Genomic DNA, 17,197 nt, shown 5'->3' on the forward strand with positions numbered 1-17,197 from the left:
ACGGGCATTTAGCTATTTAGCTATTTTTTGTTATCCTTTTTTGCTAAAAGCTTAGAGCGAGCGGCTGATAGCTTCTTTTGGATCAACAACATCATTTCTTCTTCCCTTTCTATCTTCGCTTCTACTGTAAGATAATACAGGTTCTCAGGCGCAGCTTCCGGGTCAATCTTTACCGCATCCTTTTCAGTGGTCACAACGATCTCTGCGTCCTGATAGCGTGAAAATCTTTCCATATCTTTTCTTCCATAAAAGTAATGATCCGGATATGGCATTTCACAGACAACGTTTGCACCTAATTCCTTTAAAAAATCGAAAAACGCATTATTGTCACCCAGCCCTGAAAATGCAAGGATGTCTTTTCCCTTTAAAAAATTATAATGGCCCGTAAGGTTATATTTAAGATTACACAGATAGACAGGCTTGTATTGAAACCTGAAAACCGGTATGCCTTCTGTGTAATGCTTAAGATTGCCGTTGAGTTCGCCTTTGCTTACCAGAATCATGTCCGCATCCTTTATCCTTTCAGATGGTTCTCTATAAGGTCCAAGAGGAAAAATATTCCTGTTCGTCTTTCCTTTGCCGCCGCTAACCAGGAGAATCTCTACGTCTTTCTTGAGGTTCTTCAACTGAAAACCATCATCCAGTAAAGCAACATCTATCCGAAACGATTTCATACCCATTGTGATCGCATCAGCCCTGTTCGTTCCCACGACAACAGGCATCCCGGTCTTCCTTGACAGCATGAACACTTCATCCCCGACATCTTCAGCAAGATACTTGTCCCCATATACAATAAAAGTACCTTTCCTGTTCCTCTTGTAACCCCTCGTCGCGATTGCCGGATGAAAACCTTCTTCAGCCAACCTTCTTGCTATCTTCTCAACAACGGGTGTTTTCCCTGTTCCGCCCAGGGTTATATTCCCTACGCTAATCACAGGAACAGGCACCTCGCTTACTTTTATAAAACCAGTGCTGTACATGTAGTCTCTCGCACGGAGACAAATTCTATATATACAGGAAAGAGGAAGAAGCAGAGGGCACAAAAACCATTGCAGAAATTTTGACTCATCTCTCCATACCTTTAAAATTGCATTCCTCATTATATATTGGCAAGTTATACCAGATAAACAGTAAAAAATCAATAATGAGACCAACGACGCAGCAATTTTCTATGATACCGAGATTCGTGAATCGTGAACAGTGAACAGGTTTTTAACTGACTACTATTCACTAACGACTATTCACTGAAGCAGTGGAGCCCGCAGCCTATTAAACCCTTGTCATTTTGTTTCCTTTTAGATATTATAAAAGTTACGGGGTATGATACATGCGATTAGACGTACTTATTATTGATGATGAAGAAGGGATCAGAAGGTCACTTACAAGAATACTGCGGGAAGACGGCTATTCCGTTCAGACGGCATCAAGCGGTGAAGATGCACTGACGATTCTTTCGAATAATGGTACCAACCTCGACATTGTAATCTGTGACCTTATTATGCCGGGGATAGATGGTATAAGAACAATAAAAGAGATAAACAGAACACATCAGGGCATTACGAAAATCATCCTCACGGGGTATGGCACCCTGGAATCTTCAATAAAAGCGATAGAGGCCGGCATTGATGGATTCATTACAAAACCATTTCAAAATAAAGAATTAAAATGGAAAATCAAGGAGTATTATGTCAAGAGAAGGATGAGACAGTTTGTTGCGCCGGATATTTTCGATAAACTCCTTGATGAACCGGCATACCTTGAGCCAAGAATATCGCCTGTTACAATATTGTTTACCGACATCAGGGGCTTTACACGGTTAACCTCCACTATGCCTCCCGAAGAGCTTGCTTCCTTCCTTAACAAATATTATTTTCAGCCTATGAGCGACATTGTCTCAAAACACAAGGGGATAGTAGACAAATATATCGGCGATAGTGTCATGGCGCTCTTTGGCGCCCCTATCCATTATGATAAAGACGAAGAAAATGCAGTGGAATGTGGCATTGAGATGATAGAAAATATGGAAGGTTCAAAAAAGGCTTTTCAAATGGGTATCGGTATAAGCACAGGATATGTTGTTACGGGCATCTTCGGCTCAATAAGCAAAAAAGAATATACCGCTCTGGGCATGCCGGTAAACATTGCAGCCCGTCTTCAAAAATTCGCCGCACACGGTGAAATTGTTATTTCAGAGGAAACACTGAGAAAACTGAATGGTTCCGCCACTTTCAAAAAGGTGGGTTCATTCAGCCCTTTCCCGTCGTCCCCGCCTGTCGTATATTATAAATGGATCAGAAATGGTAAGATTTAATGACATTGTCGATGAAATATTAAAATATAATCCACAGGCCGATGTGCCGACTTTAGAAAGGGCCTATATCTTCTCTGCCCAGGCGCACAAAGGACAGATAAGACTCTCCGGAGAGCCCTACCTCGTTCATCCCCTTGAAGTAGCATACACATTAACCAAAATGAACCTCGATATTCCGAGTGTCGTATCCGGCCTTCTCCATGACACCATAGAAGATTCGTATGTGAACAAAAAGGAGATAGAAGAATATTTCGGGAAGGAGGTTGCAGAACTTGTCGATGGGGTGACAAAGATCGGTCAGATTCCCTTAAAAACCTCGGAAGACTCAAGGGTTGAGAATTTCAGAAAGATGATACTCGCCATGAGTAAGGACATAAGGGTAATACTCATTAAACTGGCTGACAGGTATCACAACATGCAAACCCTCAATTTCCTTAACTCTGACAGACAGGTTGACATTGCCAGAGAAACCCTCGAGATATATGCGCCCCTTGCTCACCGGCTGGGTATCGAATGGATAAAGGGAGAGTTGGAAGATGAGGCCTTCAAATATCTCCACTCTCTGGAATATAAAACCATAAACACAAAAATTGCAAAAAAGAAGAAGGAAAGAGATGCCTACATCCATGAAGTCATAGAACTCTTAAAGAGCAAATTTGAACAGTATAAACTACATGCTGAAGTATCTGGAAGGGCCAAAAGGCTATACAGCATTTACCGTAAAATGATGCTGGAAAAGGTAGAATTAGATGATATTTACGATATAACTGCCTTCCGGGTAAAGGTTGACAGTGTCAAAGAGTGTTATCTGGCCCTTGGTCTGATACACTCCTTTTTCAGACCCATACCAGGAAAGTTCAGCGATTTTATTGCATTGCCTAAACCCAACATGTATCAGTCCCTTCATACCAAAGTAGTTGGGCCTTACGGTGAAAAGATTGAGATCCAGATAAGGACACACGAGATGCATAAGATTGCCGAAGAGGGGATTGCTGCACATTGGAAATACAAGGAAGGAAGGGCCTTTGATCCTAAAGAAGATAAAATATTCGGATGGCTTAGAAGGGTAATTGAATCACAACAGGAATTAAAAGATAACAAGGAATTTATGGAGGTCTTTAAAATAGATCTCTTCCCTGATGAAATCTATGTCTTTACACCAAAAGGTGATGTGAAAGAGCTCCCCAAGGGGGCGACAGCTGTTGATTTTGCCTATGCCATACATTCGCAACTCGGTCATAAGTGTGTCGGGGCAAAGGTGAACGGGAAACTTGTTCCTTTGCGGCATGAACTAAAAAGCGGTGATATTATTGATATTCAAACTAATCCGGCCCATAAACCAAGCAAAGACTGGTTGGGTTTTGTCAAAACATCGAGGGCAAAAACAAGGATCAGGCAATGGATCAAGGCAGAACAACGGGAGAGAAGCGTTGAACTCGGAAAAACACTTATCGAAAAGGAATTATCAAAGCACGATATGAGTTTTTCCAAAATGCTCAAGTCGGGAGAGCTTCTCAATATCGGCAAAGAATTTAGCTTCGAAACAGTGGAGGACTTGTTTGCCAGCGTAGGGTATGGTTTGTACACACCCTTGCAGGTACTCGGTAAGGTCATTCCGGAAAACGAAAAACCCGGAAAACTCAAGCAGATAATCAGCAGTATCAAGAGGAGTAAAGACAGCGCAATAAAGATTCAGGGTGTTGACGGGATGGTTGTAAGATTTGCGCAATGTTGTAATCCCATACCCGGCGATACAATTTTCGGTTTTATTACAAGGGGAAGGGGGTTGACAATACATACGGCAGACTGTCCAAACATTCATACGTATGACGAACAGCGCAGGATTGAAGTCTCGTGGGAATTAAATAAGAACTTCACCTATCCGGTAAAGCTGAAAGTATTGGGGGACGACAGAAAGGGCCTTCTCTCGGATATCAGTTCGACTATGGCCTCAAATAAGGTCAATATCATCGGTGCCCAGGCAATGACCAATTCCGATAGAACTGCAGCCGGTATCTACGAAATAGAAATCGGGCACATGTCACAACTCCAGAAAGTCATCAAATCGATACAAAAAATTAAGGGTGTACGGTCGGTAGAAAGAATCCTGGGAACGGTTTAGGCTGCCTTTTGAAAACTACCTTTTTTAATGCACTTCGTGCAGAGTCTTGCTTTTTGCGTTGTACCATCTTTCACGATTTTTACAGTCTGTAAATTGGGGAACCATTCTTTCTTTGATTTGTTGTTCGCGTGACTTACATTATAGCCAATCTGCTTACCTTTGCCGCATATCTCACAAACCCTTGCCATCTATTCCTCCGTTCATATTGCCTAAGGTTTAAGGTTAAGGATTTTACTAATTTAGACCTTATATGTCAATACAAATTAAAGCATTCATCTTTTCCAATTGACAACAAATTTTCCAATTGACAACAAATGAGTTTTTAAATATCTTAACTCCATGTCCCTTTACATCTTGTGGATTGTCATTGCATACCTCATCGGCTCTATACCCGTGGGCATAATCCTTGCGAAGATAAAAGGCGCTGACCCGAGGAAAGTAGGGAGCGGAAACATTGGTGCTACCAATGTCATGAGGGCGGCGGGTAAAACCCTTGGCATTCTGACTTTGATCGGGGATATTCTTAAAGGACTGATCCCAACAACCTTTGCGCTCTATTCTAAACAACCGGCTTTTGTGATCACCGCAATAGGGTTCGCGGCCTTCATTGGCCATCTGTTTCCTTTGTTTTTGAAATTTAAGGGAGGTAAAGGCGTTGCAACTGCAGTAGGGGTTTATCTTGCAGTCAGCCCTCCCGCTATATTGATAAATGTTGTAATTTTCATCCTTGTACTTCTCAAGTGGCGTTATGTGTCCCTCGGCTCCCTCGTCGGGACAGGCCTTATGCCGCTTGCCCTGCTTGTGTTAAAAAAACCCCATGAATATATCTACCTCTCTTTGGTTGTCGGGATTCTTATCTTCATAAAACACAAGGACAACATCAGAAGATTGTTTGATGGGAAAGAGAGTAAAATTCGCTCATAGCTTCTTGCCTTTCACCTTCAGCCTTCCCGCCTTCAGCCTGCCTTTTACCTTTCACCTTTCACCTTCTTCCCTAAACGAAGAGTGACACCAACTTTTTATTCTTAATATCCGCCAGCCCTTTGTCCGTTATCCTTAAAAAAGGCAGCCCCGTGAAGGGAATTGTCTGGATTGTCAGAAAAGGCCTTTCGAGAAATGAACCGATTTCCTTCATCTTTTTTTCAAGTTCCTTCGTTTTATCTTTTATTTCTTCCAGTCTGGCGACGGGCATGATACCAAATACCGGCATGGAAAACTCATATATTACATTTCCGTTGTGCACAATCACCGTACCGCCTTTTATATCGATGAGTCTGTTTACGGCGGCAGCCATATCCTTTTCGTCACTTCCTATGGTAAGTATATTTCCCGTATCCCATATGAGCGTTGTGGCAACAGCACCATGTTTAATACCGGTACCTTTGATAAATCCTTTACTGATTTTTCTCCCACCTCTCCTGTTAATGATGGCAACGGGTATTATATCCTCGTTAAGATCCTTTTCTAAAAAACCGTCCCTTGTTTTAGCTTCATAGTGGATTTCCTTCGTTATTGTCTGATTTACTACTTCGATCACCCTTATAATGATTTTATGCGACTTAGACCTGACTCTGAGTTCCTCTTCCGTAAGCTTTTTAGCAGTGACAGTGTCCTGAACCGAATCGGGATAAATATGAGGCTCAATAGTTTTCAATAATTTCTTATCTGACCATACGATTTCACCGTTTGCCATTACCTTCTCTATCGACACTTCCATGATATCCTTCAGAAAAAGGATATCAGCTTGCCTCAATGGCGCAATTGCACCAAGATACCTTAATCCATAATAGTCGGCAGGGTTGATGGTCATCATCTTTATAGCCTCTATCGGCGAGAATCCGTACTGTATGGCCTTCCTTGCAATGGAATCCAGATACCCGTCTTCATAAAGCATTACCGCATCGAATACGTCCGAAACCAGCATGATCCGGCGCTTATCTACATCCAAATCTTTTATTTTCGAAAGTTCGGGGAGCTCCATCCTTACCCACCCTTCCCTGATCATAATATACATGCCAAATCTAAGTTTTTCCAATACCTCATCAATGCTTATTGACTCATGGCACGATGTTATTCCTGTAAGAACATACTGTATAAGGTTTTTCCCCCTTGCCCCCGCTGAATGGCCATCGAGCGCCTTATGCAGGGTCTGTGCATATGCCGCCTGCGCAAGAATCCTCTCGTCGCCCTCTACAATCCTTGTCCAGTAAGCCTCACCGATACCCAGAAATTCCTCCCTTCTCAGGATTGCCTTCATTTCTTTCAAACTTAACCCATCTGAACCTTCCATCTTTGGAAAAGGTGGAGTGAGGGGGGGTGCAAGAAAAAAACACCGTATCGGATATCCCTTTGTGCTGTCAACAAGGGCATTCACCCCTTCTATTCCACACGCACATGCCGCTGCACTTGTTTCCGTAACAACTGTCGTTGCACCTCCCCTGAGGGCATAGGGGACAAATTCGCAAAAGGGAATCATGCTGTCAAGGTGGGTATGGGCATCGATAAAACCCGGACATAGATATAAACCACCGGCATCCATAACCTTTGTATTTTTGTATACAGTCTTGCTGTCATCCTTCTCCACGGAAACAATCCATCCATTCTTGATAACAAGAGTAAAATTTTCATCTATGCTGTTGGTAAAAACATTTACAATATTTCCGTTTTTTATAATCAAATCAGGCGGCGTTAACCCTTTGGCAACATTTAACAATGTCTTTAATGTCTCTTTCTGCATGATATTTTAACCTTTCCCTTGTTTTATTACTGATACCGAGCTGCCTTCATTTGCTCATCTTTGTTATCTCTTCCTCACGCTACTCGACGTACTTCTATGTACGCCTGCGTCGGTTCGTCATCGCTGCCTCGATGCGCTTTTGAATGCAACTTGGTATGAATCCGAATTGGTACTATTCTACACAAAAATCTCCGGCTTGTAAAACCGATAAATCCTCAGTTTTATCTTGTCTGTTCACCCTATCTGATTTATAAGAATTAGCTGAGGGCTAAAAACCAAATTCGCATGCATGAAGGATTAAAAAAGGCGTTACGCTACAGATGGTTCATCTTCTGGATCCTGTCGATCCAGTACCTGCTCGTTTACTTTCACCGTGTTGCACCGGCAATTACAGCTCCTGAACTGATTAATGCTTTTGAAATATCCGGTACAGCCCTTGGGGTTCTCGCTTCAGCATATTTTTATTCCTACGGGATAATGCAGATACCTGTTGGTATTCTCTCTGACAGGTGGGGACCGCGAAAAGTCATTATACTTTCAAGCTTCATAGCTTCATTGGGCGCTATTTCCTTTGGTTTATCACCAAGTTTTTCAGTTGCCATCATTTCAAGAGTTTTTATCGGGATCGGTGTTTCTGCTTTGTTTGTTGCAGCCATGAGGATTCTGGCTAACTGGTTTAAGGGGGTGGAACTTGCCAGGGTTTCCGGCGTACTCATGGCAACGGGCGGATTGGGGTGGCTTATGGCAACAACGCCTCTTGCTTTAATGTCACAAGCGTTTGGCTGGAGAGAGTCATTTATTGCAGTCGGTGTATTCTCTCTTATACCGGCGGCTTGTTCATGGTTTATTCTGGCCGATACCCCTGCAAAAAAAGGATTTCCAAATATAACTGAGATACCGGGTTCTTCAGAAAACACAAACATGAACATCATAAAAGATTTAAAAATGATCCTCAGGGAAAAACACTTCTGGGCAATTGCAATCTGGTTCATTTTCAGAGGTGGTGCACTCTTCGGCTTCTTTGGCCTCTGGGCAGGCCCATATCTTATTGAAACCTACCACCTCTCGCAGTATTCTGCGGGTAACATCCTGTCCATGATTGCCTTTGCCATGATCTTATTAAGTCCGGTTCTCGGCCACATGTCCGACAAAACCCTTTCAAGCAGAAAAAAGGTTCTCGTATGGACTTCAGTTCTCAACTCTCTATGCTGGTTTGCCATGTTAACCTTTTTTGAGCAACTTTCAACCGTATGGCTCTATGTAATTTTCTTCATAATGGGTATCACAATCAGTTCTGTGGGAACAATCGCTATTGTGGCAACAAAAGAACTTTTCCCTCCAGGTATAGCCGGTACCTCGATGGGCACGATGAACGTATTTCCTTTTATCGGAGGCATTATATTTCAGCCGTTAATCGGGTACATTCTCGATAGGACAGGAAAAATTCAGGGGGTATATCCACCTTCGGCTTACAAATCGATGATCTGGCTACTTTTTGTTATAAGTCTTCTCGCTTTGATAAGTATTATGTTCTCGAAGGAAACAATAAAAAAGATGTAGTGCTTCATTTATGCATTATTTTGAGTTTCTCCTTATCCACAGGGATTCCCTCCCACCTCTTAAAGAGCGAATGATCAATATCCATAAGGTCTAAAATCTTGCCAACCGTATGATCAATCAAATCTTCGATATTACGGGGGGCATGGTAAAAGGCAGGTACAGGCGGTAATATGATCCCTCCCAGATCAGCTACCTTGCTCATTAATTCAAGGTGGCCCTTATGGAGAGGCGTCTCTCTTACCACGAGGATCAGCCTCCTCCTTTCTTTAAGCATAACATCGGCCGCCCTCACCATAAGATTATCATTATATGAATTCGCCACACCGGATAATGTTTTCATTGTACAGGGTACTATCACCATTCCATATGTCCTGAAGGATCCGCTTGAAACAGGAGCTGCCAGATCCTTCACGTCATAAACCTTGTACGCAAGATCTTCAACGTGCCGTACAGAAAGATCCGTTTCTATTGATATGTTCTGTTTTGCAGCATCAGAAAATATAAGGTGTGCCTCTATGCTTAAATCCTTTAATACTTCAAGCAACCTTACACCATATATAACACCCGTTGCGCCTGTTATACCCACCACAATCCGTTTCACCATTTTTGTACCTCCGTAATTACTTTTTCTGTTATCGTCCTGCAAGCCTCCATAATAATTTCTATTTCTTCCATTGATAGTTCATCCCAGTGTATCCCGGCAACAACAACAACCTTTTTGTTCAGCCTCTTTGCGATTTCCTCCGACATTGTTTTTACCACTGCATCTTCTTTATGGCCGATATATGTATAGGTTGAACTGGTAGCACTGGCTTTTTCGGGATCCCTCAGGCTGGCCCGCGGCTGAGCCATACCAATAGCCCCTATGTGTGCTGCACCGCCATAGACAATGACAAGAAGGTCCTTGCCTAACTGTTTTATTTCGGCGAATATTTCAAACCGGCCATTCTTCTCTTCTATAACAAGATAATCCATATTCAAGGACCTGTCCGGATAGCGTTATATTCGCGAGATGCAGTATGCATGTTATGCCTTTTTAGCTCTTATCATTTCATCGAGTATTTCTACTGCTCTTTCAGCGAAAGCAGGGTCACTGATATGAACATCCATTTCTTCAACAGGTATAGTTGGTTTGAGTGATCTTTTTAATTCATCCGCAAAGACCTGGTCTATTTCCGGATCAAACAGCTCCATTCCGGATTTATCGGCTTCAGACCAGCCTTTTCTGGGTATCAATATGTGTGTGGGGTCCTGTGATTTATTCAGTTTTTCTCCTATGATCCGTGCGAACAGCTTCATCTCTTCCTGTTCCATGCGTACACAAAACCTGGTATCATGCATATGGGTTCTTCGACCTTGCAAGCTGTCAGGCATAGGATAGAACGGGCTGAAGACCGCGTTATCGAGGCCACCGGGGGCAAAAACAAGCGGCACCCCGGCTTTCCCTGCCATTTCAAATCGTTTCTGTCCTATACCCCTGCAATATCCACCATACATCTCGTCTGCCAATTCATGGGAAGTAAAATCGAGTACACCAACAAGCAGACCCTCCTCAATCATCTCTTCCATTGCCATTCCACCAACCCCATTAGCGTGGAAGGCAATCATCTCGTACCCCCTCTTCTCAAGGAGGGGTTCAGCGTAAAGCGCACAGGCAGAATTGATGCCATATGCAGTAACGCCCACCATCGGCTTCCCTTTTTTAATAGTATCACCCATCTGCATCATTCCGCATACGGCATGGACTGCCTGCCTGAGGATATGACACATGAATTCGTTCAGGCCGAGAATGTCGGCTACAGAATGAAACATGACGATGTCTTTCGTGCCTATGTATTCCCTGATATCACGGGATGCAACAGTAGAAACAACCACCTTTGGAAGACCAAAGGGCAATGATCGCATAATGGATGTGACTATGGACGTACCGGTCCCGCCGCCCATGCCGAAGACACCGCCCATTCTTCCCTCATGGAGCAGTTGATTCGCCAATACCCTGCCCCCTTCCTGCATTGACTGTACCGAGGCTGAACGATCTCCCGTCCTTTTCAATCCTTCAGGGTCATACCCTGCTGCCCGGACAATCTCCGCACTGGAAATATCAGGGGCTGATAAGGGGTCGCCCAGTGTTCCCACATCCATCAATACGGTGCCGATCCCGAGGCTTTCAGCACACCCCTTTACAAATTCTGCCTCACGGCCTTTTGTATCAAGGGTAGCGATGATAAGAAGTTTTTTATCCAATACTTTACTTTCTCCTCAACGAATAGCGCTCAACCTGGAGCGTTTAGTTTTAAATCCTATACGCCTGTTCCTGTCCTCACGCAGTGGGGGCTCACGCAGCGGGGGCTATGCGCTCTACGCTATAGATTACTTCACGCTATACGCTCTAAGTTGTTATTTCAGCTTCACCCCGGTCAACAGTTGGCTTAATATACGTTCCATGGGGTCCTTTTTTTTCTCAGTTCGGGCTGTAACTTCTTTTTTGTTCCATATAGACTCCGGTCTCACCTGAAGAATAATGACACTTTCAGGAAACACGAGATCTGCATCGATGCCGAATTCAATGTCATAGTGTTTGCCATAATAATCTTCTATCACTTTTCCAAGACGGCAGAGTTCTTTCACCTCATCAAGTGAAACGCATAGTTTCTCCCTCTGTTCCTTCGGAACATCAGCCTGGACGATATCGCTCCCCCCCTCCCTGTACACACATTGAGTCTCCTTGCTCCCTATGGTTGTTTTGACTGTATCAAGGGTTACTTTGTCCACGAGGAAGCTGTCAGGTGTAACAAGACCGCTCACCACCGCCTCACCAAGGCCGTAACTTACATCCAAGGATATCTTGGACGGATCGCCATTCAAGGTGTTCAGGGTAAAAATGATGCCGGAAACCCTCGAATTGACCATTTTTGGAATTCCAACACCGATATTGAAGAGGAACCCTACCCCTTTATTTGCCCTGTACATGATGGCTTCCACGTTATAGGCGCTGGCCCAGCACTTCTTTACATATTCTATAAGATCCTTATCCCCCCGGATATTAAGGTACGTTTCCATCTGGCCCGGCATGGAGATGGCGCCGCTGCTTCTCACCGCTACAGGAACATTGTTTGTACGGGAAAACTCACAGAGTTTTCTGTAATTTGCCAGGATATCATCTTCAATTTCGGCAGGCAATGCTGCCGATTCAATCAAAGAGATTGCATAGGCGCTCGCCTTCTTTGTTGTCTCATATGTGGCTTCACCAAGCCCTTCCAGATACTTACCGAGCTTTTCCTTAATGCCTGTATCAATGATAAATTTCTCATTTGCAGCAATTGTGACGGAGAAACCTGGGCTGGTCCTGATTCCCGCCTTTATCATCTCGCCAAGGTTCGCATTTTTCTTGCCCACGAGAGGGAAATCCTTGCCATCCGTCTCTTCGTACCATAACGTAAATCTTTCCGTCTTGTCTGCCATTCATCCCTCCCTTACAGTGATCCCGTGCAAGGGCGGCAACAGGCACCCCCGGCCCGTTGCTGCCCTTGCTACAGGAAAAGGAGCCAGAGATTATTTATTTACCCTTTCGAGTATCTCTACTATCCCGGAATCCCCGTCTATCCTGATCAGATCCCCAGTTTTAATGAGGCGTGTGCCTTTGCCTGTTCCCACTACCGTGGGAAGCCCATACTCTCTGCATACTATAGCGGCGTGACACATCGGTCCTCCTACATCGGTTATAGCGCCTGCGATCTTCACAAAGGCAGGTGCCCAACTCGGGGATGTTGTAGTGGCGACAAGGATTTCACCCTCCAGAAGATCCGCAAGTTCTTCCACATTCTTCAAAACCCTTGCCCTGCCTTCCACTTTGCCCGAGGAGCCGGGTGAACCCTTCAGTATATTCTGATCACCCTCTGCACCCTCCCCTTTGAGCCATTCAGACAGCACGTCAGTCGTCACACCCCAAAGCACTATGGTAAAAGGCTCTGTGACTACATCAGGCGGGACGCCCAGGGCAGGAGGAGGTGTCCATTCTTTAAATTTCTCATATATACCCTTTCTCTTTGCAATTTCCTTCGGCCAGTATGACGGCCCCCTCGGCTTTACCCCCGTTGCCCATGCAGTGGTGTAATCCCATAGGGCCTGTTTGATCTCGTCCCTTTTCAGGAACCAGATATCTTCGTTCGCATTTTCAATGAAGCCTGCATTCTGGAGCATCTGACCTACCTGACGGATTTTTCCCCAGAAGATGCTGTGAAACCAATGCTCTATATAGAAAAGGTGGTCTTCCACGTAAGGGAATACTGTCCTTGCTACTCCGAGGACCTGGTCAAAGGCCTCCCGATCATCATCAGTCTTGATCAGCTTCCTGTATTCATCAACGATTCTGTCCCGTTCTTTTATGATTTTTTCAGTGGGGCGTTCAACCTCTTTACCTTCTTTGATGCTGTTTATGCGCATCCTTATCGCATCAAAGGGTATGTCGAGGTTGTCATTCCAGCTTATGTGATGATGATACCAGCCTGTACCCGTTGATATATGGAACCATGGGTAACGGGATTTTTCCAACTCTGCAAGCCATTCCTTGCCTGCCGGTACCCTTGCCAGTTCATTCATAAGGTCCCCTGATTTTAAGGGTTTGAGGACCAGTTCATCGAGACCTGTATCAAGCGCGAGTTTAGCAAGCCTGATAAGTTCGGCATCAGGTCTGTACATGACCACATCAATACCCGCCACCATCTTTGTAAGGGTGGATATGGGTACCCCGGGGAATATCTGATTGCACGTATTGATGAAGGTCACATATGCAGCGTATCCGAGGTTCAGAAATTCGAAATGGTATTGCCAGTTGAGAAGCCCCATGTTGATGACATCATCATACTTCTTGAGGAGCGTATATCCACTGCCTACACCTTTGCCCTCGGTTATTACACTTATATCTTCAATCTCGGGAAGATCAGTAAAGTTGACTGCCTCAAGCTCCGCAATAAGGGCCGTTACCTTCTTTTTCCAGTTTTCATACAATCTGTCCCAGTTCTGATAGTAATATCCGGCCCTCTCCATAAATAACGGTATTCTCTTCCCGATAACCTCAGGATCTGCGATACCTACAGGGGTGATATAGACATAACCATTAACAATTCTGTGATCAATGCCCATCGCCGGCGGAATAATAAAGTGGCGCGTGTTATACTGGGAAAGCGCCAATGACCAAGCCTCATCCCATATAAGATCAAAAGGAAAATGCGGCTCCGGGTAGTGCAGACCATCATAATACCATATCTGGCTGCTCTCGAAAGCGGCCCGTTCAGGATCATCTTTTGAAAATTGGTACTGATACGGGTAGAGCTTTTCCCATCCCTCTGTCCCTGGAATGGTGGGAACATCGTGCGGATCCATGAATGTTTTACCGGCCATAACCTCTCCTCCCCTTTTTCAAGGATTTTATAAATTTTTTAAAGCCTGAGCCATTTCGGCTCATCGAAGCGCTCTGTGGAGCGCAATACCCTGCTTGCATAATTCCTGACATATTCATTCTTCAATGTCAGGGTGATTCTCCTGAAGTCCTCGTTATTGAAAAGCCGCCCGATATCTACAGGGTCCTTGAAGGTAAATTCCGCAATAATTTCGCTGAAACCGCCAAAGACAGTATTCCACCCGCCAGTCACCTCCACATAATCAATCTTTTGCATTGCCGGCAAGTGTTCATTGATGACAAAATCCGCATAGGCCTTTTTCATGCCGGGCATAATGTCATAATACTGGTTAAACTTCCAGACCCCCTTCTGTATCGTGTACTTCTCTCTTTTCACTGCTCCCGTGGGCTCATATACCGAGCTTTTGTAATTGTAAACAAACGACTTTAATTCAACTGTCAGATCCTTGAATCTCTTACTCGTAACAAAAGCTGTCAACTCTTCCAGCGCGTTACAGGCATATACCCCAAGCACTTTTGGTCCGAAACCGACTTCTACATAATATCCCCCAACCGGAATAAAACCCATGGCTGAGGTTTCGGGTATGTAGGTATCGGTCACAAATCGAGCATACTCATCCCCTTTGCCGTGAATAATATCCCAGTTCTGGATAAACAAGATGGACATGGGCACCTCCTTTCATTTTTTATTTTTTTCTCTTAATGCCATAAGCACACGTTCGGATGTGACGGGAAGCTCCTGTATCCTCACTCCTGTGGCGTCATAAACGGCATTTAATATAGCAGGGATCGTCGGCATGATTGCACCTTCACCGACTTCCTTTGCGCCAAAAGGACCGTTGGGCTCATTGCTCTCAATAATGATTGTTTTCACATTGGGCATATCAAGAGAAGTTGCTATCCGGTATTCTCCGAGTGTCGGGTTTGCCACCCTTCCCTTGTCATCAAACTTTATCTCTTCAAACAACGCTTCACCTAATCCCATAGAGAGAGAACCCTGCATCTGCCCTTCGACATTTGTACGGTTAATGGCAAAACCACAGTCATGGGCATCGGTCATATCGTCTACCGTAACCTTACCGGTTTCCATATCCACCGTAACTTCCACAATCTGAGCCGAGCACCCATAGGCAGGGGATGTCCCCACTGTGGCGCCCTTGTATTTTCCTCCCAACTCTCCCGGTTTATATGCACCACCTCCTACGACGACCCCTTTCTCGAGGTACGCAATGCGTGCCGCCTCTTCAAATGTCAGTTCATCCCCACCGGGCTGCTCAAGCCACCCCCGGTGTTCTTTGATGTAATTTGACCTGAGGGCGGAAAAATCAACTTTTCCTTTCTTGAAGAGAATAACCCCGTTTTTTATATCCATATCCTCCACGGGGATTTTCATTTTTTCCGAAAGGACTTCCAGCACCTGCCGCTTAACATCTTCTGCTGCCTCTTTCACTGCATGACCGGACATGAGGGTCTGCCGCGATGAATAGGCCCCGAGGTCAATACCAAAATCAGTATCACCCGAAGACACCCTTACATCCTCGTACCGCACCCCAAGCGCCTCCGCTGCTATCATAGTAAGAACCGTATCGGAGCCCTGCCCGATATCCGCTGCCGGAGTATAAAGATTTACTGTACCTCCGTCCTCTGAAAGCTTTATCATTGCCGTTGAATGGAAGGTTTCCGAGCGGTAAATAGGAAATCCTGCACCGGATACGAAGAAACCGCATGCTACACCAATCCCTTTGCCCTTCGGGAGTTTGCCTTTCTTGTCTTTCCATCCCGAACCATCACGGATTGCCTCCAGACATTCCTTCATTCCCAGACTGCTCATGTTGAAATCATTGCAGGTCACATCACCTCTCTGCATGATATTCTTAAGCCTGAATTCAATAGGGTCCATGCCGAGTTCTTCCGCAATTACATCCAGTTGCTGCTCCCACGCCGCCCTCGCCGCAACGCCGCCGTGTCCGCGCTGTGCACCGTTGGCAGGTTTATTTGTGTATATTCTGTAACCGTCATATTTCATATTGGGAAGCTTGTAAGGTGCACCGAGAAGGGAACCTGCATAGTATACCGTGGCAATGCCAAAGCTTGAATAGGCACCACCGTCGAGATAGCATGTATTCTTTAAGGCAATGAGGGTGCCGTCTTTTTTTACACCCGTTGTCAGCTCATGGAAAAACTGGTGACGTGCACGGCTATGCCAGAACACCTGCTCTCTGGTGAAACCCATTTTCACGGGTCTTCCCGTGCGCACGGAAAGAAGACATGCAGAAAGTTCAAGTGTATTTGCCGACGCCTTCGGTCCAAAACCGCCGCCCACATAAGGCATTGTGACCCTTACTTTTCCTATCGGGATGCCAAGCACCATTGAAACAGTCCGCTGAACATAATGAGGTGTCTGGGTAGACGAGTAAAGGGTAAGGTTCCCGGTGTAGTCATAGACGGCAACACAGGCCTGCGGTTCAAGAAAGGCCCCATCCTGTTTCTTATTTACAAATTTATCCGTTCTTATATAATCGCATCCCTTTAAGGCATCCTCAACGTTCCCGAACTCCTGATGAACCTCAGCGCCTATATTGTTCGGGTAATCATCGTGGATTGCCGGCGCCCCCTCTTTTATGGCTTCAAAGGGATCAAGAAGAATCGGCAGTTCTTCATACTCTACCTCTATCAATGAAACAGCCTCGAGGGCAGTCTCTAAATCTACTGCAGCTACAGCAGCGATTTCATCTCCCACATATCTGACTTTATCGAAACTAAACACAGTCTCATCGTATCTGGCAGGACTTACGCCGAATTTTACAGGACCTGCCTCCTGTGCAGTTACTACGTCCTTAACACCAATTAGCCTTTTTGCCTTTGATGTGTCGATATGCTTAATCTTTGCGTGTGCAAGGGGGCTCTGAAGAAGCGCCCCGTACAACATATTCGGCATGGAGAGGTCTGCGGCATAGCGCGCATCCCCTGTGACCTTTACACGGGCATCGACCTTGGGAAGCCTTGAATTTATCACATTAAAGTCCTTCATAATATGCTTTCCTCCTT

General features: G+C 44.9%; 14 protein-coding genes. 4 read left to right on the forward strand and 10 right to left on the reverse strand.

The genetic code is table 11. From position 1 onward, the window contains the following. Positions 1–20: 20 nt before the first annotated feature. Positions 21–1,100 carry a tetraacyldisaccharide 4'-kinase gene (lpxK, locus tag NTX75_11675; GenBank protein ID MCX5816879.1) on the reverse strand — a complete coding sequence of 360 codons (1,080 nt, stop codon included), beginning with the start codon at positions 1,098–1,100 and terminating at the stop codon, positions 21–23. A 227-nt stretch (positions 1,101–1,327) separates the two neighbouring features. Between lpxK and NTX75_11680 the strand changes: the two genes are divergently transcribed. Together NTX75_11680 and NTX75_11685 are read left to right on the forward strand one after the other, a co-directional pair. Continuing rightward, positions 1,328–2,311, forward strand: a complete 984-nt coding sequence (locus tag NTX75_11680) for a response regulator (protein MCX5816880.1) — start codon at positions 1,328–1,330, stop codon at positions 2,309–2,311. Further along, complete coding sequence (locus NTX75_11685; GenBank protein ID MCX5816881.1) at positions 2,298–4,433, forward strand: bifunctional (p)ppGpp synthetase/guanosine-3',5'-bis(diphosphate) 3'-pyrophosphohydrolase; 2,136 nt, start codon at positions 2,298–2,300, stop codon at positions 4,431–4,433. Before NTX75_11680 ends, NTX75_11685 begins: the two co-directional genes overlap by 14 nt. Here NTX75_11685 and rpmB read toward each other — a convergent pair. Next, positions 4,430–4,621 carry a 50S ribosomal protein L28 gene (gene rpmB, locus NTX75_11690; protein ID MCX5816882.1) on the reverse strand — a complete coding sequence of 64 codons (192 nt, stop codon included), beginning with the start codon at positions 4,619–4,621 and terminating at the stop codon, positions 4,430–4,432. The two genes, NTX75_11685 and rpmB, sit on opposite strands and share 4 nt — an antisense overlap. Positions 4,622–4,772: 151 nt before the next feature. On the opposite strand from rpmB, the gene plsY reads away from it, so the two are divergent. After that, a complete protein-coding gene (plsY, locus tag NTX75_11695) occupies positions 4,773–5,357 on the forward strand; it encodes a glycerol-3-phosphate 1-O-acyltransferase PlsY (GenBank protein MCX5816883.1) in 585 nt (194 codons plus the stop codon). A gap of 70 nt (positions 5,358–5,427) precedes the next feature. Here plsY and NTX75_11700 read toward each other — a convergent pair whose 3' ends face one another. Continuing rightward, a complete protein-coding gene (locus NTX75_11700; GenBank protein MCX5816884.1) occupies positions 5,428–7,170 on the reverse strand; it encodes an amidohydrolase family protein in 1,743 nt (580 codons plus the stop codon). Positions 7,171–7,455: 285 nt separating this feature from the next. Between NTX75_11700 and NTX75_11705 the strand changes: the two genes are divergently transcribed. Next, on the forward strand, positions 7,456–8,730 hold the full coding sequence (locus NTX75_11705) for an MFS transporter (protein ID MCX5816885.1): 1,275 nt from the start codon (positions 7,456–7,458) through the stop codon (positions 8,728–8,730). Between the two features lie 4 nt (positions 8,731–8,734). On the opposite strand, the gene NTX75_11710 is transcribed toward NTX75_11705, so the two are convergent. The 7 genes from NTX75_11710 to NTX75_11740 all read right to left on the reverse strand — a co-directional run bounded on the left by NTX75_11710 (position 8,735) and on the right by NTX75_11740 (position 17,180). Then, entirely contained in the window at positions 8,735–9,331 is a 597-nt protein-coding gene (locus NTX75_11710) for a UbiX family flavin prenyltransferase (protein MCX5816886.1), read from the reverse strand. Further along, positions 9,328–9,705, reverse strand: a complete 378-nt coding sequence (locus tag NTX75_11715; protein MCX5816887.1) for a hypothetical protein — start codon at positions 9,703–9,705, stop codon at positions 9,328–9,330. The genes NTX75_11710 and NTX75_11715 overlap by 4 nt, the downstream gene beginning before the upstream one ends. A gap of 51 nt (positions 9,706–9,756) precedes the next feature. Beyond that, positions 9,757–10,974 (reverse strand): Tm-1-like ATP-binding domain-containing protein, encoded by a 1,218-nt coding sequence (locus NTX75_11720; GenBank protein MCX5816888.1) that lies wholly within the window; start codon positions 10,972–10,974, stop codon positions 9,757–9,759. Between the two features lie 153 nt (positions 10,975–11,127). After that, positions 11,128–12,192: a hypothetical protein gene (locus NTX75_11725; GenBank protein ID MCX5816889.1), complete on the reverse strand. Its 1,065-nt coding sequence runs from the start codon at positions 12,190–12,192 to the stop codon at positions 11,128–11,130. A gap of 90 nt (positions 12,193–12,282) precedes the next feature. After that, a complete protein-coding gene (locus NTX75_11730; GenBank protein MCX5816890.1) occupies positions 12,283–14,130 on the reverse strand; it encodes a PEP-utilizing enzyme in 1,848 nt (615 codons plus the stop codon). Positions 14,131–14,168: 38 nt separating this feature from the next. Then, positions 14,169–14,816 (reverse strand): hypothetical protein, encoded by a 648-nt coding sequence (locus NTX75_11735; GenBank protein MCX5816891.1) that lies wholly within the window; start codon positions 14,814–14,816, stop codon positions 14,169–14,171. 12 nt (positions 14,817–14,828) lie between these two features. Beyond that, on the reverse strand, positions 14,829–17,180 hold the full coding sequence (locus NTX75_11740) for a molybdopterin-dependent oxidoreductase (GenBank protein ID MCX5816892.1): 2,352 nt from the start codon (positions 17,178–17,180) through the stop codon (positions 14,829–14,831). Positions 17,181–17,197: the final 17 nt, after the last annotated feature.

The sequence above is a fragment of the Pseudomonadota bacterium genome, from assembly GCA_026388315.1.
Lineage (GTDB): Bacteria > Desulfobacterota > Syntrophorhabdia > Syntrophorhabdales > Syntrophorhabdaceae > MWEV01.